Annotated in this window: 15 protein-coding genes and 2 pseudogenes; 7 read left to right on the forward strand and 10 right to left on the reverse strand. The window is 70.0% G+C overall.

Translation table 11 applies throughout. From position 1 onward, the window contains the following. Positions 1–28 precede the first annotated feature (28 nt). Complete coding sequence (locus B9C99_RS09570; RefSeq protein ID WP_088897666.1) at positions 29–1,528, reverse strand: phospho-sugar mutase; 1,500 nt, start codon at positions 1,526–1,528, stop codon at positions 29–31. Beyond that, positions 1,525–2,337 carry a purine-nucleoside phosphorylase gene (locus B9C99_RS09575; protein ID WP_088897667.1) on the reverse strand — a complete coding sequence of 271 codons (813 nt, stop codon included), beginning with the start codon at positions 2,335–2,337 and terminating at the stop codon, positions 1,525–1,527. Before B9C99_RS09575 ends, B9C99_RS09570 begins: the two co-directional genes overlap by 4 nt. Before the next feature lie 66 nt (positions 2,338–2,403). On the opposite strand from B9C99_RS09575, the gene B9C99_RS09580 reads away from it, so the two are divergent. From B9C99_RS09580 to B9C99_RS09590, 3 genes are all read left to right on the forward strand, one after another. Beyond that, positions 2,404–3,102, forward strand: coding sequence for an enoyl-CoA hydratase/isomerase family protein (locus tag B9C99_RS09580; protein WP_172414904.1), 699 nt, complete (start codon positions 2,404–2,406; stop codon positions 3,100–3,102). 79 nt (positions 3,103–3,181) lie between these two features. Then, positions 3,182–4,342 (forward strand): M20 family metallopeptidase, encoded by a 1,161-nt coding sequence (locus B9C99_RS09585; protein WP_016692816.1) that lies wholly within the window; start codon positions 3,182–3,184, stop codon positions 4,340–4,342. Then, positions 4,339–5,505, forward strand: a complete 1,167-nt coding sequence (locus B9C99_RS09590; protein ID WP_016692815.1) for a M20 family metallopeptidase — start codon at positions 4,339–4,341, stop codon at positions 5,503–5,505. Before B9C99_RS09585 ends, B9C99_RS09590 begins: the two co-directional genes overlap by 4 nt. On the opposite strand, the gene B9C99_RS09595 is transcribed toward B9C99_RS09590, so the two are convergent. Further along, the gene (locus tag B9C99_RS09595) at positions 5,502–5,972 is read right to left on the reverse strand and encodes a gamma-glutamylcyclotransferase (protein ID WP_016692814.1); all 471 of its coding nucleotides are present in this window, start codon (positions 5,970–5,972) and stop codon (positions 5,502–5,504) included. The genes B9C99_RS09590 and B9C99_RS09595 overlap by 4 nt on opposite strands. Before the next feature lie 212 nt (positions 5,973–6,184). Between B9C99_RS09595 and B9C99_RS09600 the strand changes: the two genes are divergently transcribed. Beyond that, positions 6,185–7,582, forward strand: coding sequence for an NAD(P)H-quinone dehydrogenase (locus tag B9C99_RS09600; protein WP_016692813.1), 1,398 nt, complete (start codon positions 6,185–6,187; stop codon positions 7,580–7,582). Positions 7,583–7,621: 39 nt separating this feature from the next. Here B9C99_RS09600 and glpK read toward each other — a convergent pair whose 3' ends face one another. Beyond that, positions 7,622–9,136: a glycerol kinase GlpK gene (gene glpK / locus B9C99_RS09605; protein WP_088897669.1), complete on the reverse strand. Its 1,515-nt coding sequence runs from the start codon at positions 9,134–9,136 to the stop codon at positions 7,622–7,624. A gap of 116 nt (positions 9,137–9,252) precedes the next feature. Here glpK and glpD point away from each other — a divergent pair, with 116 nt between their 5' ends. Then, complete coding sequence (gene glpD / locus B9C99_RS09610; protein WP_039584835.1) at positions 9,253–10,983, forward strand: glycerol-3-phosphate dehydrogenase; 1,731 nt, start codon at positions 9,253–9,255, stop codon at positions 10,981–10,983. 36 nt (positions 10,984–11,019) lie between these two features. Here the strand turns inward: glpD and B9C99_RS09615 are convergent, their stop codons facing one another. Both B9C99_RS09615 and B9C99_RS09620 read right to left on the reverse strand, forming a co-directional pair. Next, positions 11,020–11,541 carry a hypothetical protein gene (locus tag B9C99_RS09615; RefSeq protein WP_088897670.1) on the reverse strand — a complete coding sequence of 174 codons (522 nt, stop codon included), beginning with the start codon at positions 11,539–11,541 and terminating at the stop codon, positions 11,020–11,022. Between the two features lie 53 nt (positions 11,542–11,594). After that, positions 11,595–12,197: pseudogene (locus B9C99_RS09620) on the reverse strand (oxygenase MpaB family protein); the annotation flags it as partial. Positions 12,198–12,552: 355 nt separating this feature from the next. Here B9C99_RS09620 and B9C99_RS09630 point away from each other — a divergent pair. After that, entirely contained in the window at positions 12,553–14,361 is a 1,809-nt protein-coding gene (locus B9C99_RS09630; RefSeq protein WP_088897671.1) for a zinc ribbon domain-containing protein, read from the forward strand. A 35-nt stretch (positions 14,362–14,396) separates the two neighbouring features. On the opposite strand, the pseudogene B9C99_RS09635 reads toward B9C99_RS09630, so the two are convergent. Next, positions 14,397–14,672, reverse strand: a pseudogene (locus tag B9C99_RS09635) (oxygenase MpaB family protein); the annotation flags it as partial. Positions 14,673–14,835: 163 nt separating this feature from the next. Between B9C99_RS09635 and B9C99_RS09640 the strand changes: the two are divergent. Then, the gene (locus B9C99_RS09640; RefSeq protein WP_160874324.1) at positions 14,836–15,504 is read left to right on the forward strand and encodes a TetR/AcrR family transcriptional regulator; all 669 of its coding nucleotides are present in this window, start codon (positions 14,836–14,838) and stop codon (positions 15,502–15,504) included. Here the strand turns inward: B9C99_RS09640 and B9C99_RS09645 are convergent. Genes B9C99_RS09645 through B9C99_RS09655 form a run of 3 tightly spaced genes read right to left on the reverse strand, consistent with a single transcriptional unit; the run spans position 15,474 to position 21,450 of the window. After that, positions 15,474–16,274 (reverse strand): DNA-formamidopyrimidine glycosylase family protein, encoded by an 801-nt coding sequence (locus B9C99_RS09645; protein WP_088897673.1) that lies wholly within the window; start codon positions 16,272–16,274, stop codon positions 15,474–15,476. The genes B9C99_RS09640 and B9C99_RS09645 overlap by 31 nt on opposite strands. A 1-nt stretch (position 16,275) precedes the next feature. Further along, positions 16,276–20,838, reverse strand: coding sequence for an ATP-dependent helicase (locus B9C99_RS09650; protein ID WP_088897674.1), 4,563 nt, complete (start codon positions 20,836–20,838; stop codon positions 16,276–16,278). Positions 20,839–20,889: 51 nt separating this feature from the next. Continuing rightward, positions 20,890–21,450 carry a hypothetical protein gene (locus tag B9C99_RS09655; protein WP_088897675.1) on the reverse strand — a complete coding sequence of 187 codons (561 nt, stop codon included), beginning with the start codon at positions 21,448–21,450 and terminating at the stop codon, positions 20,890–20,892. Positions 21,451–21,477 lie beyond the last annotated feature (27 nt).

A 21,477-nucleotide genomic window follows, 5' to 3' on the forward strand; every position in this document is an offset into this window, starting at 1 on the left:
GCTCCTGACCCGGTCGAGTCCGGCCGGGTCAGGAGCTCTCGTCACCGAGCGAGGCCGCCCATCCGCGCAGGGCGTCGAGTGTCGCCTCCGCGGTCGGGCGGTCTCGCTCCGTGACCACCTCCAGATAGACCTTGAGCTTCGGCTCGGTGCCCGACGGTCGCACCACCACGCGTACCGTCGTTCCGTCCGGGGCGTCCGCGCGACTGACGAAGACGAGCGCATCGGTGCTCATCGGTCCCGGACTTCCGGCGAGATCGGTCGCGGTCACATCCAGACCCGCAAGGGTCGTCGGCGGATCCGCACGCAACCGCGTCATCACGGCGCCGATGCGCTGCAGGTCGTCGACGCGGATCGACACCTGATCGCCGACATGGACACCGAGTTCGCGATGCAGGTCGTCGAGTGCGTCGAGCAAGGTCCGGCCCGATTGCTTCAGGTCCGCGGCGTAGTCGGCGACCACCACGGCGGTCGCGATGCCGTCCTTGTCGCGTACAGCGTCCGGATCGACGCAGTGCCCGATCGCCTCCTCGTACGCGTAGACGAGGCCGTCACCGGCGCGGGCGAGCCACTTGAAGCCCGTGAGCGTCTGCGCATAGCGCGCGCCGCGTGCGGCCGCGAGTCGTCCCAGCATGGTCGACGAGACGATGGTGGTCGCGACCAGCGAGCCGGGCGGCGACGACGCGAGGATCCGGTCGCCGAGCAGGACCCCGGTCTCGTCGCCGCGCAACATCGTCCACCCCTGCGGGCCCGGGACACCCACTGCGCAACGGTCGGCATCGGGATCGAGCGCCAGCGCGATGTCGGCGTCGACCTCGGACGCCAGCGTGAGCAGAGCATCGGTCGCGCCCGGTTCCTCGGGGTTGGGGAAGGCGACGGTGGGAAACGCCGGGTCGGGTGCGAACTGGGACGCCACGACGTGGATGTCGTCGAATCCCGCGGCGCGCAGGGCCGCGACCGCCGTCTCGCCGCCGACACCGTGCAGTGCCGTCAGGGCGATACGCACCCCTCGGTGCGGTGAACGGGGGAGCGACGCGACCCGGGCCAGATAGCGGTCGACGAGGTCGTCCCCCGACGGCGCGACCGGCATCCGGGGCACGTCCGCGGCGGCACCAACGGCGTCGATCGCCGCTTCGATCTCCCGATCGGCGGGTGCGGCCAGCTGCGCTCCGTCGGCGAGATAGACCTTGTACCCGTTGTCGGCCGCGGGATTGTGCGACGCCGTGATCTGCACGCCCGCAACGGCGCCCAGCGCCCGCACCGCGAAGGCGGTCACCGGCGTGGGGAGGGGCTCTCCGAGGGCGACGACGTCGAAGCCGGCCGCGGCGAGAACCTCCGCGGCGGCGGTGTGGAATTCCGCCGAGCCCGTACGAGCGTCGCGGCCGACGACGACGGTGCCGTCGCCCTGCCCGTTCGCCCCGAGCCACGCCGCGAGTCCGGCGGTGGTGCGGACGACGACGGGCACGTTCATGCAGTCCGGTCCGTCGCCGACCGGGCCGCGCAGACCCGCGGTGCCGAATCGCAGCGTCACAGCCGGGCCGCCAGATCGCGCAGGAGATCGCCCATCCGGGTCGCGGCCGCGCGTCCGGCGGCGAGCACCTCGGTGTGGTCGAGGGGAGCACCGGTGATGCCGGCCGCGGCGTTGGTCACCAGCGAGACCGCGAGCACCCGCGCGCCGGCCGCGCGCGCCGCGATGGTCTCGTGGACCGTGGACATGCCGACGAGATCGGCGCCGAGGGTGCGCAGCATCCGGATCTCCGCCGGTGTCTCGTAGTGCGGCCCGGGCAGACCGGCGTAGACCCCTTCGCGCAACGACGGATCGATCTCGCGGGCGAGCGCGCGCAGCTCCGGTGAGTAGGCGTCGACGAGGTCGACGAACTGGGCACCTACCAGCGGCGAGCGACCGGTGAGATTGAGGTGGTCCGAGATGAGAACCGGCTGCCCCACGGAGAACTCGGGATCGATGCCGCCCGCCGCATTGGTGAGGACGACGGTGCGGGCACCCGCTGCGACCGCCGTGCGCACGGGATGGACGACGCGGGCGAGATCGTGCCCCTCGTAGGCGTGGACGCGGCCGGCGAGGACGAGGACGGCGTTGTCACCGGCGCGCACCGAGTGGATGTTCCCGGCGTGCCCTGCTGCCGTCGGTGGTGCGAAGCCGGGCAGCTCGCTCATCGGGATCGTGGCGACGGGGATGCCGAAACTTTCGACCGCGGCCCGCCAGCCGGACCCGAGGACGACGGCGACGGAGTGTTCGGCGACCCCCGTCCGTTCGGCGAGAGCGGCGGCTGCGGCGTCGGCGGCCGCTGCGGGGTCGAAGACGTGATCGGGTTCTCCCATGGCATCGGACCCTAATCGCTCACAGCATGTTACTCGCGGGTAAGTAGGCGCGGTATGCTCACGCGCATGCCTTACCTCGAACGTGACGGCGACGTCTTCGTCCTGCATCTCGGTGACCGCGATGTGGAGGTCTCCGAGAACCGGTTCCACCCCGACCGCCTCGTCGCGATCCACTCCCTCCTCGACGAGGTGGACGCGCACGACGGGCCCGCAGCTCTTGTGACCGCGGCGACCGGCAAGTTCTGGAGCAACGGACTCGACATCGACTGGGTCGGCGCGAACCTGCCGGATCTGCCCGGCTATCTGGACTCCGTCCACGACCTCTACCTGCGGCTGCTCACCTTCCCCGCGGCGACGGTCGCGGCCGTGCAAGGACACGCCTTCGGTGCCGGCGCGATGCTCGCGCTCGTGCACGACTTCCGGGTGATGCGCGCCGATCGAGGCTACTGGTGCCTGCCCGAGGTGCAGCTGAACATGCCGTTCACCGTCGGAATGTCCGCGCTGATCCGTTCCCGTCTGCCGATCCAGACGGCGGTCGAAGCCATCACCACCGGTCGTCGCTACGGCGGTGAGGACGCCGTGACCGCGGGCATCGCCGAGCAGGCCGTCACCGGTGACGACGTGCTCGCCGCGGCGGTCGAGCGGGCCGCGGCGCTCACCGCCACCCGCGGACCGAATCTGTCGGGCATCAAGCGCGGTCTGCACGCACCGCTGATCTCGGCGCTGGAGATCCGGACCGACGCGTCGAACTTCCGGCTGGGCTGATCGCCCCCGCCGCGAAGTCGACGAACCGGTCGCACGCGCCGATCGATCGGGGCGCGGTGAGCATGACAGACTGGACCCCGTGACGACCGACTACGCCACGGCGATCGAGGCTGCTTCCGACACCCTCGTCGGCCTGTCGCATTCCATCCACGCCGAACCGGAACTCGCGTTCGAGGAACACCGGAGCGCCGCGAAGATCGTCGAGGTGCTGCGCGCCCACGATTTCGAGGTCACCACCGGCATCGCCGACCTGCCCACCGCCTTCGACGCGCGGTTCGGCAGCGGCGAACTCGTCCTCGCGTTCTGCGCCGAGTACGACGCGCTGCCCGGCATCGGGCACGCGTGCGGCCACAACATCATCGGGGCGTCGGCCGTGGGTGCCGGGATCGGCCTCGCCGCGCTCGCCGACGAACTCGACGTGACCGTCCGCGTCATCGGAACCCCCGCGGAGGAGACCGGCGGCGGCAAGGTCCTCATGCTCGAACGCGGCGTCTTCGACGGCGTCGGTGCAGCGATGATGGTGCACCCCGGCCCGTTCGACATCACCGGGGCGACCTCGCTCGCCCTCGCCGACATCGCCGTCGAGTACGACGGCCGCGAGGCGCACGCCTCCGCGGCCCCCGAATACGGGCTCAACGCCGCCGACGCGGCGACCGTCGCCCAGGTCGCGGTCGGACTGCTGCGGCAGCACCTGCATCCCGGGCAACAGATCCACGGGATCGTCGCGCAGGGCGGGACGGCCCCGAACATCGTGCCCAGCCACACCGAACTGCTGTACTACCTGCGGGCCGGGACGAGCGAACTCCTCGACGACCTCGTCGAACGCGCACGCAACTGCTTCGCCGCCGGGGCGTTGGCCACCGGATGCAACCACCGGATCCGGACGGTCTCGCCGACCTATACCGAACTCACTCCCGACCCGTGGCTGGTGCAGGCATATCGTGAGGAGATCATCGATCTCGGGCGCCGACCGCTGCCCGTCGAGGAGGAAGGAGCGCGCCCCCTGGGCAGTACCGACATGGGAAACGTGACGAACGTGGTGCCGGGAATCCATCCGGTCATCGGACTCGACTCCGGTGGCGCGGTGACACATCAGGCCGCATTCGCGGCCGCATGCGTCACCGAGTCCGCCGATCGGGCAGTACTCGACGGAGCGCGTGCGCTCGCAGCGACCGCCGTACGCGCGGCGACAGACCCGGTCCACCGGGCACGGCTCCTCGAACAGGTCGGCCGCCGATGAACCCGTACGTCGAGAAGTGGTTGGACCGCCACACCGAGGACCTCTCGCTCTGGCGCCGTCACATCCATGCGAATCCCGAGCTCGCCCGGCAGGAGTACGCCACCACCGAGTTCGTCGCGAAGCACCTGCGCGCGGCCGGGCTGGACCCGAAGGTCCTGCCTCGCGGCACCGGCCTGATCTGCGATCTCGGCCCCGCCGACGGACCGCGCATCGCCCTGCGGGCCGACATGGACGCCCTGCCGATGCAGGAGGCCACCGGCCTGCCGTTCGAATCGACCGTCCCCGGCGTCTCGCACGCGTGCGGACACGACGCCCACACCACCGTCGTCCTCGGCGCGGGCCTGGCCCTCGCTTCGATGCCCGAACTCCCGACCGGTGTCCGGCTGGTCTTCCAGCCCGCCGAGGAGGTCATGCCCGGCGGAGCGCTCGACGTCGTCGCGGCGGGCGGGCTCGACGGGGTCTCGCGGATCTTCGCGCTGCACTGCGACCCGCGTCTCGAGGCGGGCAAGGTCGGTATGCGGGTCGGGGCGATCACCTCGGCCGCAGACACCGTCGAACTCGTCCTCGACTCACCCGGCGGGCACACCTCCCGGCCGCACCTGACCGGCGATCTCGTCTACGGCCTCGGTGCCGTCATCACGGGTCTTCCCGGCATGCTCAGCCGCCGCATCGACCCGCGGACCGGCACCGTGATGGTGTGGGGTGCGGTCAGCGCCGGCAAGGCACCGAACGCGATCCCGCGCACCGGCATGCTCGCGGGCACCGTGCGCACCGGCGACCACGAGACCTGGGAACTGCTCGAACCGATGGTCCGCGAGATCGTTCACGGTCTGCTCGCGCCGACCGGCGTCAGCTACGAACTGAACTACCGCCGCGGCGTCCCGCCGGTGGTCAACGACGAGGCGTCGGCGCGCATGTTCGAGGACGCGATCCGCGCGACCGGCCCCGACGCCCTCGCGGACACCCCGCAATCCGGTGGGGGAGAAGACTTCTCGTGGTATCTCGAACACGTCCCCGGCGCCATGGGACGGCTCGGGGTGTGGCCGGGGGTCGGGCCCGAACTCGACATCCACCAGCCCACCTTCGATCTCGACGAGCGGGCGCTCGCCGTGGGTGTGCGGGTGATGACGAATCTGGCGCTCGGCGCGAGCCGAGAGCGCTAGAAGCTGTCGGGCCGTCCCGGTCCGACGTTGCGGCTGTTGCGGGTCCGCAGATCCCGAACGTAGTCGGCGGGCGCTCCGGCGATCTCGGCCGCGTCGGCCATCACACCCAGATAGCGTGCCGACGGCAGGCCGCCCTCGTATCCGTCGACGACGTACAGCCACGCGAGGACCGGGCCGTCGGCCGTGTCGACGCGCACGCGGATCTTGCGGTGGAAACCGAGTTCGGCTCCCTCCCAGCGGTCGAGACTGCGCTCGTCGTCCTCCGGCACGTCGTAGAGCACGACGAACACCTTGGAATCGGGATCCTCGACGACCGTCGCGAGGGCACCCTCCCAGCCGATGTCGGCGCCGGCGAAGGTCAGTCGCCAACCGTGCAACCACCCGGTTCCCGCCATCGGCGAATGCGGGCAGCGCGTCAGCATCTGCTCCGGATGCATGTTGGACCCGTAGGCGGCGTAGATCGGCACGAGGATAAGGCTAACCCGTCGTCCACCGGAGTCGTCGGAGGGGCGGCGCAGGGACAGGCGAGGAGTGTCGGAGGACTCCGGCGGGCCGGGTCCACCGGTCCCTGTGCGCGAGGTGGGGGCATTGGCATAGCGTTAAGGCCGACGTGTGTGCCCACCAGGCGCCCACGTGCAGCCCGACCCGGCACCCTTCGGAATCGATACAGAGGAGAACAATGACCCGGATCGTCATCATCGGCGGCGGCCCCGCAGGATACGAGGCGGCGCTGGTGGCATCCCAGTACGGCGCGACGGTGTCACTGATCGATTCGGACGGGATCGGTGGCGCCTGCGTGCTCTTCGACTGCGTCCCCTCCAAGACGTTCATCGCCTCGACCGGCGTGCGCACCGACATGCGCCGCGCCGCCGACCTGGGCATCGAACTCGAACGCGCCGAGGTGTCGCTGCCGCAGGTCCACAGCCGTGTGAAGAGCCTGGCCCGCGCGCAGTCCGCCGACATCCGCACCAAGCTCGAGGCCGCGGGGGTGAAGCTGTACTCCGGTTACGGCGAACTCGTCGACACGCAGCCCGGCATGGCCGCCCACCAGGTGCGCGCCAAGCTGCTGACCGGTGAGGAGAAGGTGCTCGACGCCGACGTCGTGCTGATCGCGACCGGCGCGAGCCCGCGCATCCTGCCTGGTGCTGAGCCGGACGGGGAGCGGATCCTCACCTGGCGTCAGCTCTACGACCTCGAGAAGCTGCCCGAGCACCTCGTCGTTGTGGGTTCGGGTGTCACCGGTGCCGAGTTCGTCTCCGCCTACACCGAGGTCGGCGTGCAGGTCACCGTCGTCTCGAGCCGCGACCGGATCCTGCCGCACGAGGACGAGGACGCGGCCCTCGTGCTCGAGGACGTCCTCACCGAGCGTGGTGTGACCCTCGTCAAGCACGCTCGCGCCGACCGGGTCGAACGCACGGAGGACGGCGTCCGCGTGCTCCTCGCCGACGGCCGGATCGTCGAGGGCAGCCACGTGCTGATGACCGTCGGCTCGGTACCCAACACCCGCAATCTCGGTCTCGACAAGGTCGGACTCGAACTCGACCGGGGCGGTTACCTTCCCGTCGACCGGGTCTCCCGCACCGCCGTCCCCGGCATCTACGCCGCGGGTGACTGCACCGGACTGCTGCCGCTAGCGTCGGTCGCGGCCATGCAGGGCCGCATCGCGATCTACCACGCGCTCGGTGAGGGTGTCAGCCCTATCAAGCTGAAAACCGTTGCCGCCGCGGTGTTCACGCGACCCGAGATCGCCGCCGTCGGTGTCAGTCAGGCGACGATCGACAAGGGTGAGGTGCCCGCCCGCACCGTCATGCTCCCGCTCAACACCAACCCGCGCGCCAAGATGTCCGGCCTGCGGCGCGGTTTCGTGAAGATCTTCTGCCGCCCGGCGACCGGTGTGGTCATCGGCGGTGTGGTCGTCGCCCCGACCGCGTCCGAGCTCATCCTTCCCATCGCGCTGGCGGTGCAGAACAACCTGTCGGTCAACGACCTGGCGCAGACCTTCTCGGTCTACCCGTCGCTGAGCGGATCGGTCACCGAGGCCGCCCGCCAGCTGATGCGCCACGACGATCTGGACTAGACGCCGGACGGGGCGGGATCCGCAGCGAGCCCGCCCTGCTCAGGCCCAGTCGTAGGTGCGTTCGACCGCCTTGTTCCATTCGCCGAACAGGCGCTCGCGTTCGTCGACCGGCATCGCCGGTTCCCACGTGCGGTCCGCGGTCCAGTTGCGGCGGATGTCCTCCTCGTCCTCCCAGAAACCGACGGCGAGACCGGCCGCGTAGGCGGCACCGAGCGCGGTGGTCTCGGAGACGGTGGGTCGCACGACCGGCACACCGAGGATGTCGGACTGGAATTGCATGAGCAGATCGTTGGCGACCATGCCGCCGTCGACCTTGAGGGTGCGCAGGTCGACGCCGGAGTCGGCGTTCATCGCCTCGATGACCTCCCGCGTCTGGTAGGCCGTCGCCTCGAGTGCCGCCCGCGCGAGGTGGCCTTTCTCGACGAAGCGTGTCAGACCGGCGATGACGCCCCGCGCGTCGGGTCGCCAGCGCGGCGCGAACAATCCCGAGAAGGCCGGCACGAAATACGCCCCGCCGTTGTCGGGGACGCTCGCGGCGAGCGCCTCGATCTCGTCGGCGGACCGGATGAGCCCGAGATTGTCGCGCAGCCACTGCACGAGCGAACCGGTCACGGCCACCGAACCTTCGAGGGCGTAGACCGCGGGGGCGTCGCCGATGCGATAACACACGGTGGTGATCAGGCCGTGCTCGCTGCGGACCGGGGTCGTGCCGGTGTTGAGCAACAGGAAGTTGCCGGTGCCGTAGGTGTTCTTCGCCTCGCCGGGGGACAGGCAGCCCTGACCGAAGGTCGCGGCCTGCTGGTCGCCGAGGATGCCGGCGATCGGAACCCCGGCGAGCGGCCCGCGTTCGCGGGCGTGCCCGTAGACCTCCGACGAACTGCGGATCTCCGGCAGCATCGACTCCGGGATGCCGAGTTCCGCGCAGATCTCCGGATCCCACTGCTGCGTCCCGAGATTCATCAACAGCGTGCGGGAGGCGTTGGTCACATCGGTGATGTGCAGTCCGGGCGGCTGGCCCTCCTCGCCGACACCACCGGTGAGGTTCCACAGGATCCAGCTGTCGATGGTGCCGAAGGCCAGGTCGCCGGCCTCGGCGCGCTCGCGGGCACCGTCGACGTTGTCGAGGATCCACCGCACCTTCGGCCCGGCGAAATAGGTCGACAGCGGCAATCCGGTGACCTCGCGGTAACGGTCGGGCCCGGCGTCACCGGCGAGCTCCTCGACGAGCCTGTCGGTGCGGGTGTCCTGCCAGACGATCGCGTTGTACACCGGTTTTCCGGTGGTGCGGTCCCACACCACCGTGGTCTCGCGCTGGTTCGTCAGGCCGATCGCCGCGATGTCGCTGCGCCGCAGATCCGCTTTGGCGAGCGCCGCGGCGCCCACCTCACGGGTGTTGAGCCACAGCTCTTCCGGGTCGTGTTCGACCCATCCCGACCGCGGGAGGAACTGGCGGTGTTCCTTCTGCGCGAGCGAGACGATGCGCCCGTCGTGGTCGAAGATGATGCACCGGCTGGACGTGGTGCCCTGGTCGATCGCCGCGATGAACTGGTTCACAGGTGGTCCTCGGGTGAAGGGGACGGCTCGGTTCGGCAACGCTTCCGCTGCGCGCTGCGGGTCCGAAGCTACTAGCCTTGATCGGGATACGTCGGCGACTCACGGGAGCGGGTGCGGTGACCAACCAATCGGGTGTGCAACTCCTCGGACCGCAACAGCGCGCCGACGCCTGGCGTCGTCTCGCCACCGAACAGTTCGACGTCGTCGTCATCGGCGGTGGTGTCGTCGGGGCGGGAGCAGCGCTCGACGCCGCGACCCGTGGCCTGCGGGTCGCTCTCGTCGAGGCCCGCGACTTCGCGTCCGGCACGTCGAGCCGGTCCTCGAAGATGTTCCACGGCGGCCTGCGCTATCTCGAACAGCTCGAATTCGGTCTGGTGCGGGAAGCCTTGCGCGAGCGCGAACTCGCGTTGACCACCCTGGCCCCGCACCTGGTCAGGCCGCTGAAGTTCCTCTTCCCGCTCACCCATCGGGTGTGGGAGCGGCCCTACGTCGCCGCGGGCATCTTCCTCTACGACCGTCTCGGCGGCGCGAAGTCCGTTCCGGCGCAGAAGCACCTGACCCGGTCGGGCGCCCTGCGGATGGTTCCCGGTCTCAAGCGCAATTCGCTCGTCGGCGGAATCCGCTACTACGACACGGTCGTCGACGACGCCCGGCACACCATGACCGTCGCGCGGACGGCCGCGCACTACGGTGCGGTCGTGCGCACGTCGACGCAGGTCGTCGGTTTCCTGCGCGAGGCCGACCGCGTGTCGGGTGTGCGGGTGCGCGACAGCGAGGACGGTTCGGTCACCGAGGTGCGGGCGCACGCGGTGATCAACGCGACCGGGGTGTGGACCGACGAGATCCAGTCGTTGTCGCGGCAGCGCGGCCGATTCCGGGTCCGCGCCTCGAAGGGTGTGCACATCGTCGTACCCCGCGACCGGATCGTCAGCGACTCGGCGATCATCCTGCGTACCGAGAAGTCGGTGCTGTTCGTCATCCCGTGGGGCAACCACTGGATCATCGGCACCACCGACACCGACTGGAATCTCGACCTGGCGCACCCGGCGGCGACGAAGGCCGACATCGACTACATCCTCGACCACGTCAACCGCGTGCTCGTCGTCCCGCTCACCCACGACGACATCGACGGTGTCTACGCCGGGCTGCGCCCGCTGCTGGCGGGGGAGAGCGACGAGACGTCCAAGCTCTCGCGTGAACACGCCGTCGCGCGGGTGGCACCCGGGCTCGTGGCCATCGCCGGCGGCAAGTACACGACCTACCGCGTCATGGCCGAGGACGCCGTCGACCTCGCGGCCGAGGACATCCCGGCCCGGATCGCGTCGTCGATCACCGAGAAGGTGCCCCTCGTCGGGGCCGACGGGTACTTCGCGCTGGTCAACCAGACCATGCACCTCGCCGAGCAGTACGGCCTGCATCCCTACCGCGTCAAGCATCTGCTCGACCGCTACGGCTCCCTTGTCGAGGACGTGCTGAGCCTCGCGAAGGGCCGGCCCGAACTGCTCGAACCGCTGACCGATGCCCCGCAGTACCTGCAGGTCGAGGTGGTCTACGGTGCGGCCGCCGAGGGCGCTCTGCATCTCGAGGACCTGCTGGCGCGCCGGACCCGCATCTCGATCGAGTACCCACACCGGGGCCTGCACTGCGCGGAGCAGACGGCCCGGCTGGTCGCTCCGGTCCTCGGCTGGGACGACGCGATGATCGACCGGGAGGTCGCGACGTATCGGGCGCGGGTCGAGGCGGAGATCGAGTCGCAGAACCGACCCGACGACGAATCCGCGGACGCGCTGAGGGCAGCGGCCCCCGAGGCCCGGCCGGAGATCCTCGAACCGGTGCCGATCACCTGACCGGCGTCGGTGCGCAGGTGCCGCCCCTCGCGACCGTCAGTGTGTGAGCACGACCTTCACGACGACGACGATCGTCGCGACCAGCGCGACTCCCACCGCGGCCACCACGGTCCGGTGGTTCGGTCTGCGGCCCTGCAGTCGGCGCACGACGAACACGGTCGAGCCGATACGGATCAGCACGGCGACCTCGGCGAGGATGTGCGCCGTACGGGGCTCGAGCCAGCCGATCCAGGCCGTGGCGAGCACGAGACAGGGCAACACCGCCGACGACAGGATCGGAACGGAGTCGCGGAGTTCCTCGATGCGTTCGCTGCGCGTGAGTTGTTCACCCGAACGAACGGATTGGGCGACCGACTCCGCGAAAACGTGGGCGATGAACGTCGAGAGCGCGGTGCCGACCACGATGGCGATCCCGATGTACTCGGGAGAGGTCGTGATGGGGACGAGCGCGGCCAGCACCAGGATGTTGCCGTAGACATAGGCGCTGATACGGGAGGCCGCCGAACTCGGCGGCAGGGGACGGCGCCGTCGGGACAACAGGTACGAGGGCGTGGACACCTCGATAGCGTGACACAGAACGCCCTCGTCGACGCCCCTACCGGCAGGACGCGTCAGGGTGAAACAGAAGTGGGACGGTGGTGATCCGTCACCTTCGGGCTGTAGTGCATCGGCGAGTCGCGGCGGTCGAGGGGCGGCAGGTTGCGCCCCGGTGTCTCGAGCAGGGCGGTATCGGCGGGGATCCGCCCGAAGGCGCGGTCCCAGCCGGCCCGCGCCCGCGGGTGGTAGCGGTACCGCCACGGCACGAGTTTCGTGCCGAGTCCGATCGCGCGACCGACGAGAGCGTGCAGTGCCGCCTCCGGTCGGCTCCACCGGTAGCCGAGCAGCTCGCGCACCGGCGGGTCGTACAAGCCGACGGTGAGCCACAGGAAACCGGCGGTCACCGGTGGGCGGATCAACTTCCACACCCCTTCGGGGAACCACCGTAGGAAGGGCGGACGGTCGAGGTTCGACAGGTCGAGCACGTCGCGGGTGGCCTTGTTGTCCTCGAGCACGGTGCGGCACATGCGGTCCCAGTACTCGAGGAAGTCCTCCCAGGAGGCGGGGACCGAGTGCATCGGCATGCCGTACAGCCGGTACCACTGCACGTGCTCGTCGAACAGGCGGTGCTTCTGTTCGAGGGTGAGCGGGCCGTCGAACCACTCGATGGAGACGACGAGGCTCACAACAGTCGACGAGAAGCCCGATACTCCCTCATACTCACTGACACTTCTTCCGACCTCCTTCGCCCTCGAGGAGACCACGAAGTACCGCAGCATCCTGCGTAGCGCAGGTTCACATCCCCTGTTCGTCGAACCGGTTCCGATCACCGCACTATCGCAGAAACAACCCTCGTGTATCCAGGGACAACCCCGTCGCACACCACCCACGACGTAGTGGTGCGGGCCGAACAGAACATATCGGTACCCCGCGATACCGTCACCGCCGAGAATCTGACACCGGCACTGCCGGAAAGGAACACGTGCGGCAGCCTGAGTGCAGCCCGCACCGGGGGCGACGAGGGGGGACGCGATGGCCGGCACCGACCCGACCGAGCGACGTCAGTTCGCGTTCACCACCCGCCCCCATATGGCGGTCGACGACACTACCGGCGATCCGATCGGGCTCGACGACCTCGACAGTCGCGTCCGGTGGCTGCTCGACCTGATCACCGGCGCCGAAACCGAACTGCTCACACGCCTGTGGCAGCCCGCCACCTTCGACACCCTCGCTGCCGGTCGTGAGGGTGACGGCCGGGCACTACCGAAACACGGGCACGTCGCCGCTGCCCGTCTCGGCTGGACCCCCACCTACCCCGACGACGTCTGTGTGCCGTCGCGAGTGTCGCGGGTGGTCACCGCACAGGCCACCGCGACGCTACGGACCTTGACCTACCCCGACACTGCGATCGCGTCGCTCTCGGCCCGGTTCGATCCCGCCACAGGACACATCGCCCCGCCTACCGGTGGGGAGGTATATGTGCCGTCGGGGTTCGCCCGCGGTGTACGACGGCAGTTGGTCGCCCGTACCCGCAGGGGCGACGAGGCGACCTCGGATGCTCCGACCTCGGATGTTGCGCAGCCCGAACGGCTGCGGATCACCGACATCCAAACACCACCGAAGGTCACCGCGATGGCCCGCCTCGCCGTCGCCGACAAACAACTCGCCGAGCTCACCGTCACCGACCGCACGATGGAGTTGACGGTGAAACTCCCGACCGCAGCGTCCCCCACCCGGCGAGCACACTGGCAACGAGTCCGGTTGACCGCTGTGCTTCCACCGCACCTGCACGGCCGCCCGATCACCGGGTGGCATCTGCCGACTCTGACCCTCGACGGTCGGGGGCTGTTGCTGCGCTGCGCGGCCACCGAAGCTGTCCCCGCACCGGATCTGCCAGCAGCAACGGTCGCGGTGGGGGTGGACTGGTCACCGGCCACTCTCGGAGCCGCCGCGATCACCACCGACACCGGCGACGGCCTGATCTCCGATCTGCGGGGTTACACCTACGATGACCGCGGACTCGGCATCAAACTGGCCCGCCTGCAGACCGAAGGCCAGTTCCTGCACCGCAAGGCCGCCCGCTTACGCCAACTGGCCGAGAACGCGCCACCCCAGGTGCGGTCGGAGTTGGAAGCGAAGATCGCCGTGCTCGACGAGAATCGCGCCGCGGTCGGTGCCAAGCGCGGCAAGATCAATCGGGAGCTGGCGTTTCATTTCGCGCGTCAGGTCGCCGACTACGCGGTCGCCGCCGATGCGACGATGATCGCCGTCGAAGACCTCGCGACCCTCGAGCCGCGTGGGCGTGGCCGGGTGAACAACAATCGGGCGGCGCAGTCCGCGCGCCACAAGGCCGCCGACGCGCTGGCGCATACTGCCGCACGGGTGGGTGTGGTGGTGGTGACGGTGCCGGCGAAGGGGTCGTCGGCGTGGTGTCCGGGCTGCAACGAGGAACTTGCCCGGCCGAAGGGATATCACGATGCCTGGTGCGGATCCTGCCGACTGGGTGGGAATCGTGATTATATGGCGGGGGTGAACCTCGCCAAACGCGGATTGTTGGGACGAGGGAAAGCGGTCCGCACCCGCGGCGGGGGTGTGAAGGTCCGGACCACCGAGCATGCTCCGGTGCGTAAATGTCGGGACAAGACCGGCCCGACACCGGGCAGGCCGCGGCATCGCCGTGTCCGCCATAGTGTTCCGGCCTCGACACCCGCTGAGGGGGTGAACACGTTGAAGTCTCGTCCTGCACCTGAAGCGTCGGTGTGGGACACGGTCGAGCCCGCGGCATCGGAAGATGTCTCGGGTAGCCGTGAGGAACGTGAGTCTGGGCCGCCTGGCACGTAGGTGGCAGGAAGTATCAGGTTTACGCAGACGCTGTAGAAGAAGGTCGCGTGCGCCCAGTAGAAGGTGTCGGGATCGAGCGCGTGGTACCTGCGGCCCTTCTTGTCGATCCCCTTGATGGTGTTGTGGTAGCCACGCACCTTCGCTGCGGTCTCCGGGGCGCGGGGGCCGTCGAAGACGACGCCGTAGATCGGGTACAGCGACCGGTAGAGCCGTTCCCATCGTTCGTCGAAGAACTTCGAGTGCTCCTCGACCCCGGCGCCGAGTCCGGGATGCATGTTCTGCATCGACCCCGCCCACGGCCCGAAGAGCATGCCGCGCCAGCCGCCGAAGTATCGCCAGGTCGAGGAATCGGGACCCAGGGGTTCCGGGAGGTCCGGCCGCGCAGGGCGCGGTGCCGCGTGGTGCGACGACTCGGCGGTGTCCGGCCCGACGGAACCCTGACTACGCATGTTGTCAGAGTAGGATTCGGCGGGCATGCAGTCAACGACGGGAAGCGACAAGGTGGACACCACGCGCCGCAGCTGGGCGGGCGTCGGCATCGACGAACGCCGTCGGCTGCGCAGGGAACGTCTCCTCGAGGTGGGCGTCGACCTGCTCGGAGCGCCCGACGGCGCGGCGGCGAACGTCCGGGCCGTGTGCCGGGCCGCCGAACTCACCGAACGGTACTTCTACGAGAGCTTCACCGACCGCGACACCTTCGTCCGCGAGGTCTACGCCCACGTCGCCGACCGCGCCCGCGACGCGCTGACCGAGGCAGTGCTCTCCGCCCCCACCCTCGGCCGGGCCGAGGCCGCGGTGCGGGCGTTCGTCGAGCTCATGGTCGACGATCCCGCGAAGGGACGCGTGCTCCTCCTCGCTCCGCTGCGCGAACCCGCGATCAGCCGGCGCGGTATCGAACTCGCGCCGGCCTTCGTCGCGCTGGTCCGCGACCAGCTACCACCGGGCGGCGACGAGGGGCAGCGCCACATGGTGGCCGTGGGTGTCGTCGGCGCCCTCACCAGCCTGTTCATGGGGTATCTCGAAGGCGACCTCGCGGTGTCGCGGGAGACCCTCGTCCGGCACTGCGTCGCGCTCGTCGAGGACGCCGGTAGGGCGGCGTGCCTGCAGGGCGATCAGGCCGGGGATCCTTCCGGGCGCGGCTGACATCGCGGGCACCGGTAGACCACCCGTTCGGGATCGGTCGCGGTGCCGATCTCGCCGAACCGGATCGGGGTATGGCAGCGTCTGCACGGCTTCCCGCGACGCCCGTACACCCACAGATTGCGACCCGGTCGCCGGTCGCCGGTGGTGATGCGGGTCGTCCGGTCCCGGTTCGCGACCAGCAACCGGTGCGCGAGGTCGACCCACGCTGCGGGATCCCCGGCCTGCGCGACCGGCGTCCACGGATCGACACCCCGCAGGAAGCACAGTTCGGAGCGGTACACGTTGCCGACGCCGGCCATGATGCGCTGATCGAGCAGGGCCACCCCGATCGGACGGTTCGGATCGTGCGCGAGATTCGCCGCCGCACGCTCGGGATCCCAGTCGGGACCGAGCAGATCCGGCCCGAGATGACCCACGGCGTCGTCCTCCCGGTCGCGAGCGAGTACCTCGACGATGCCGAGCTCGAAACCCACCGCCTGCACGTCCTCGGTGCCGAGCACGATGCGCGCCTTGTATCCGGGCTTGCGCCAGCGTGTTCCACGCGGGTAGACGTGCCATTCGCCTTCCATCTTCAGGTGCGAATGGATCGAGACGTCGGCTACACGGACGAGCAGGTGCTTGCCCCGCGAGACCACCTCGTCGACCGTGCATCCGGTGAAATCGGCGGTGGCGAAACGCGGCACCCGGAAGTCCGTCTCGGTGAGCACCTTTCCCTCCAGAGCGGTTCGGAGGCGGTGCGCGGCACGGAACACGGTGTCTCCCTCGGGCACGTCAGAACCTCAACCGGTAGCCGCGCGGCGTCGCCGAGAATCCCGCCTCGGCAAGATATCCGGCGAACTCGTGCCCGTGGATCGACTCACCGTCGACCTTCTCGACGACGATCTTGTCGACACCACCGCGTTTGACGGTCGCGGCGAGCGACGCGCACGCGTTGCGCAACCGGCCCGGATCGTCGTCGAAGGTGAGCAGTGTGCGTCCGCCGCGTTCGACGAACAGCACGAGCGCCCCGTCGACGAGCACCACGAGCCCACCGGCCTTGCGGCCCGGCCGGTGCCGCGGCCCGTCGTCGTCGGCCGACGACTTCGGCCACGGCAGCGCCGCACCGTACGGGTTGGCGGGATCGCACGCCGCGAGGGTGACGGCCGCGGTCTCGGAGTGCCGGCCCTCGATCGAATCCGAGAACGACCGCAGACGGTCGACGACCGACGGTGTCGAGAACTGCGCTCCGCCCAGCGAATCGACGAAATAGCCGCGACGGCACCGGCCGGTCTCCTCGAACCGGCTGAGCACCTTGTACATCGTCGCGAACCCGCCGGGCACACCCTCACCCACGACGACACCGCGGGTGACCACGCCGTACCGCTCGAGCAGCAGTTCGGCGGTGGTGTGCGCGCGGACCGTCGCGTCGGTCTCGCGCTCGGGCAGCATCGACCAGCGCCCGCTGACGGTCGGGGGCCCGGTGCGGCTCGGCAGGGTGGGCCGCGCTCGGTACATCCGGGCCCGCGGCGCCCGGCGCGGGGTGCGGTGGGCGGGCTTGGCGCGGGAGGTGTCGCCGATCAGGGCGCGCAGCGGGGCGAGGGTGTCGCCCGCGACGTGCCCGCTCCACACCAGCTCCCACAGAGCGTCGGCGACCGTCGTGTCGCTCGCCGTGGTGTGGAGGACGGTGACGGCGTCGACGAGTTGCCGGAAGAAGTACGCGCCGCCGCCCGCGAGCGACTCGAGGATCGCCCGGTGCACCGGTCCGAGCTCGATGTCGTCGACCGGAGCCAGGCTCACCGGGGCCAGATCGGCCGGATGCAGTGCCACCCAGCCGTCCTTCCCGGAGATGGACCCGGCACCCGACCACAGGACCTCGCCGGTCGTGGTGAGCTCGTCGAGCATCGTCGGCGTGTAGTCGCGCACACGCGGCGCGAGGATCAGCGGTTCGAGGGCGCTCGCGGGCACCGGTACCCCGGCGAGCTGTTCGACGACGGTGAGGACACCGTCGATGCCGTAGAGCGCACTCGTACCCGGGCCGGTGCCGAGGTGGTGCCAGTCGGGCAGGAATCGTCCGAGGGTCGTGGTGCTGACGGGTTCGACGTCCTGCCGGGCGGCGGCGAGCGACCGGCGCCGCAGCCTCCGGAGCACCTCCGTGTCGCACCATTCCGATCCGCTCGCGCCCGGACGGAATTCGCCTGCCGTGACACGCTTCTCGGCCGCCAGCCGGTCGAGGACGGATTCGACGACCGCCGTGCCCAGTCCGAACCGGGCGGCGGCCTGCGCGGTGGTGAACGGACCGTGGGTACGGGCGTGCCGGGCGATCAGATCGCCCAGCGGGTCGGGGACCGGCTCGACGAACACCGTCGGAACGCCGATCGGCAGGGGCACGCCCAGCGCGTCGCGCAGACGCGAGGCATCCTCGATCGCCGCCCACCGATGTTCACCGGCATACGAGACCCGCAACGCGCGACGCTGGGTCTCGAGGTCGGCGATCCACTCCGCCGGATCGTCGGTGGTGCGCTCGCGCAGTTCGGCGTCCGTGAGCGGACCGAGCAGGCGCAGCAGATCGGCGACGCCCTCGGCGTCTCGCGCCCGTCGCTGCGGGGTCAGTCGCTGCAGTTCGTGCTCGGCCTCGGTGATGACGTCGGCGTCGAGCAGTTCGCGCAGCTCGACCCGGCCGAGGAGTTCGGCGAGCAACGTCGAGTCGAGCGACAGCGCCGCCGCCCGCCGCTCGGCGAGCGGGCTGTCGCCCTCGTACAGGAACTCGCCCACATAGGAGAACAGCAGCGACGTCGCGAACGGTGAGGCCGTGGGGGTCTCGACCTCCACCAGTCGGATCCTGCGCTGGGCGATACTGCCGAGCAGGTCGCGCAGGGCGGGCAGGTCGTAGACGTCCTGCAGGCACTCGCGCACCGTCTCGAGCAGGATGGGGAAGTCGGGATAGCGGCGAGCGACGTCGAGCAGCTGCGCCGATCGTTGGCGCTGCTGCCACAGCGGGGCCCGCTTGCCGGGGTTGCGGCGGGGCAGGAGCAGGGCCCGCGCCGCGCACTCCCGGAAACGGGACGCGAACAATGCGGATCCGCCGACCTGTTCGGTGACGATGTCGTCGATCTCCTCGGTGTCGAAGACGAAGATCTCCGAGCCGGGTGGGGCGTCTTCGGTGTCGGGCAACCGGACGATGATGCCGTCGTCCGAGGGGGTGGGATGGGATTCGACGCCGTAGCGTTCGAGCAGTCGCGCGCCCACCGCGAGCGCCCACGGTGCGTGCACCCGCAACCCGAACGGCGAGTGCAGCACCAGCCGCCAGTCGCCGAGTTCGTCGCGGAACCGTTCGACGACGAGCGTGCGGTCGGTGGGCAGGTGCCCGGTGGCGGTGCGCTGCTCGTCGAGCAGACGGATGAGGTTGCCGGTGGCGTAATCGTCGAGACCTCCCTTGCGGCAGCGCGTCTCGGCGTCCTCCGGTGAGGCGTGCCCCATCTCGCGGAGGAAGGCGCCGAGCGCGGCACCGAGTTCGGCGGGGCGACCCTGACTGTCGCCGTGCCAGAAGGGCAATCGGCCGGGCCGGCCGTAGGCGGGGGAGACCAGCACCCGGTCGAAGGTGATCTCCTCGATCCGCCAGCTGGTGGCACCGAGCGCGAAGACATCGCCCACCCGCGACTCGTAGACCATCTCCTCGTCGAGTTCGCCCACCCGCGTGTTCTTCTCGCCGACCATGTACACGGTGAACAGACCGCGATCGGGGATCGTGCCGCCGGAGGTGACCGCGAGTCGCTGGGCGCCGGGCCTGCCGGTAAGGGTGCCGGCCGTGCGGTCCCACACCACCCGCGGGCGGAGTTCGGCGAACTCGTCGGACGGATAGCGACCGGCGAGCAGGTCGAGGACGGATTCGTAGACACCGCGGGAGAGCGTCGCGAACGACCCGCTGCGCCGCACCGTGTCGAACCAGTCGTCGACGTCGACGGGTTCGAGGGCCGTGGCCGCGACCGTCTGCTGGGCGAGTACGTCCAGCGGATTCGCCGGGATCTGCAGCGCCTCGATGTGCCCCTCGACCATCCGCTCGACGGTCACCGCGCAGTGCACGAGATCGGTGCGGTGCTTGGGGAACAGCACGCCGCGCGAGGTCTCGCCCACCTGGTGACCGGCGCGGCCGACGCGTTGCAGACCGCTGGCGACCGAGGGCGGAGCCTCGACCTGGATCACGAGATCGACCGCACCCATGTCGATGCCGAGTTCGAGACTCGACGTCGCCACCACGCACCGCAACCGGCCCGACTTGAGGTCGTCCTCGATCAGGGCGCGCTGGTCCTTGCTCACCGACCCGTGGTGGGCGCGGGCGAGCACGGGGGCAGCACCGACGGTGGTCTCGGTGGGCGACCCGAGCTGCGAAGGCGGTGCGCCCTCGCGGTCCACCTCCTCGCCGAGGCGTTCGGCGTGGATCTCGTTGAGCCGGGCGGTGAGACGTTCGGACAGTCGCCGGGAGTTGGCGAACACGATCGTCGACCGGTGCTCGGTGATGAGGTCGACGATCTGTTCCTCGACGTGCGGCCAGATCGACCCGGCCTGCGGTGTGGGGGAGAACGATTCCTCGTCGGGCTCGGAGACCCCGAGTTCGGTCATGTCCTCGACCGGTACGCGCACCGCGAGATCCCACGTCTTCGCCGAGGGCGGCGCGACGATCCGGATGGGGGCGGAACCGGCGAGGAACCGGCCGACCTCCTCGTGTGGCCGCACGGTGGCCGACAACCCGATGCGTTGGGCCGGCGCACGCAGGAGCTGGTCGAGACGCTCGAGCGACAGCGCGAGATGCGCCCCGCGCTTCGTACCCGCCACAGCGTGGACCTCGTCGACGATCACCGTCTCGACACCCACGAGGTTCTCCCGTGCGGACGAGGTGAGCATCAGGAAGAGCGACTCGGGCGTCGTGATGAGGATGTCCGGTGGCGTGCGGGCCAGGGCGCGACGATCGGCCTGGGAGGTGTCGCCGGAACGCACACCGACGGTGATGTCGGGCGGCGTCAGACCGAGACGTTTCGCGGTCTGCGTGATGCCGACGAGCGGCGAGCGCAGATTGCGCTCGACGTCGACGGCGAGGGCCTTGAGCGGCGAGACGTACAGGACGCGGGTGCGGTGCTCGCGCGCTGCGTGCTCGTCGGCCGGGGTGGACGAGAGCCGGTCGAGCGACCACAGGAATGCCGACAGGGTCTTGCCCGAGCCGGTGGGGGCGACGACGAGCGTGTGGGCTCCCGAGGAGATCGAATCCCACGCGCCGAGCTGGGCCGGGGTCGGGGACTCGAACGCCCCGGCGAACCACGCCCGGGTCGGCGCGGAGAAACGATCGAGGATGTCGGTCACCATCCCATCGTCTACCCGCCGACCGACACACTCAGTCGCCGCACGTGAACCCGCTCAGTCGTCGTACGCGAACCGGGCGATCTGCCGGCAGTGATCGTCGGCCCAGCAGTTGCGGCCGCCACGCATCAGTTCCGTCACGAGCGCCCGCGCCGGGGCCCGCCACGGCAGCGCCTCGAACTGCTCCCGCGCGGCGGGTTCGTCACTCCACACCACGGACACCACGGAGCCCTCGTCGACGAAGGAGAGGTCGGGGGAGTCCGCCGCGAGCTGCTCGCGGGTCGAGCCCGAGGCCTTCTCCAACTCGGGCCCCGACACGCGGACGTAGCCGGCGAGGCTCCGCTGCCCGTCGGAGAGGTCGAGGAACACCCCGGCGACCGCCATATTGCCGGCGTGCACCGAGACCAGCGGCTTCCGCGGGTCGTCCGGCTCCCCGGTGGGAAGACACACGACGGACCAGTACTCGCATTCGCTCATGCGGGCGTTGGGCACGATCGACGACACGACATCGCGAAGCCAGGCCGTGACGGAGCCGAACTCGGGATACTGTTCGAGCTCGCGGTACTTGGTCTCACGCAGCGGCAGGGCAGCCGTCGACGGGGGCACACGGGTGTTCACGCGACGATTATGACCGCTGCCGATGTG

This window comes from Rhodococcus sp. BUPNP1 (assembly GCF_002215235.1).
Lineage (GTDB): Bacteria > Actinomycetota > Actinomycetes > Mycobacteriales > Mycobacteriaceae > Rhodococcus.

What these genes read in the sequence shown, in the direction of transcription:
- B9C99_RS09575 (WP_088897667.1), bottom strand. Translation starts at nt 2,337, where the DNA reads ATGGGAGAACCCGATCACGTCTTCGACCCCGCAGCGGCCGCCGACGCC.
- B9C99_RS09580 (WP_172414904.1), top strand. Translation starts at nt 2,404, where the DNA reads ATGCCTTACCTCGAACGTGACGGCGACGTCTTCGTCCTGCATCTCGGT.
- B9C99_RS09590 (WP_016692815.1), top strand. Translation starts at nt 4,339, where the DNA reads ATGAACCCGTACGTCGAGAAGTGGTTGGACCGCCACACCGAGGACCTC.
- B9C99_RS09600 (WP_016692813.1), top strand. Translation starts at nt 6,185, where the DNA reads ATGACCCGGATCGTCATCATCGGCGGCGGCCCCGCAGGATACGAGGCG.
- B9C99_RS09630 (WP_088897671.1), top strand. Translation starts at nt 12,553, where the DNA reads ATGGCCGGCACCGACCCGACCGAGCGACGTCAGTTCGCGTTCACCACC.
- B9C99_RS09640 (WP_160874324.1), top strand. Translation starts at nt 14,836, where the DNA reads ATGCAGTCAACGACGGGAAGCGACAAGGTGGACACCACGCGCCGCAGC.
- B9C99_RS09650 (WP_088897674.1), bottom strand. Translation starts at nt 20,838, where the DNA reads ATGGTGACCGACATCCTCGATCGTTTCTCCGCGCCGACCCGGGCGTGG.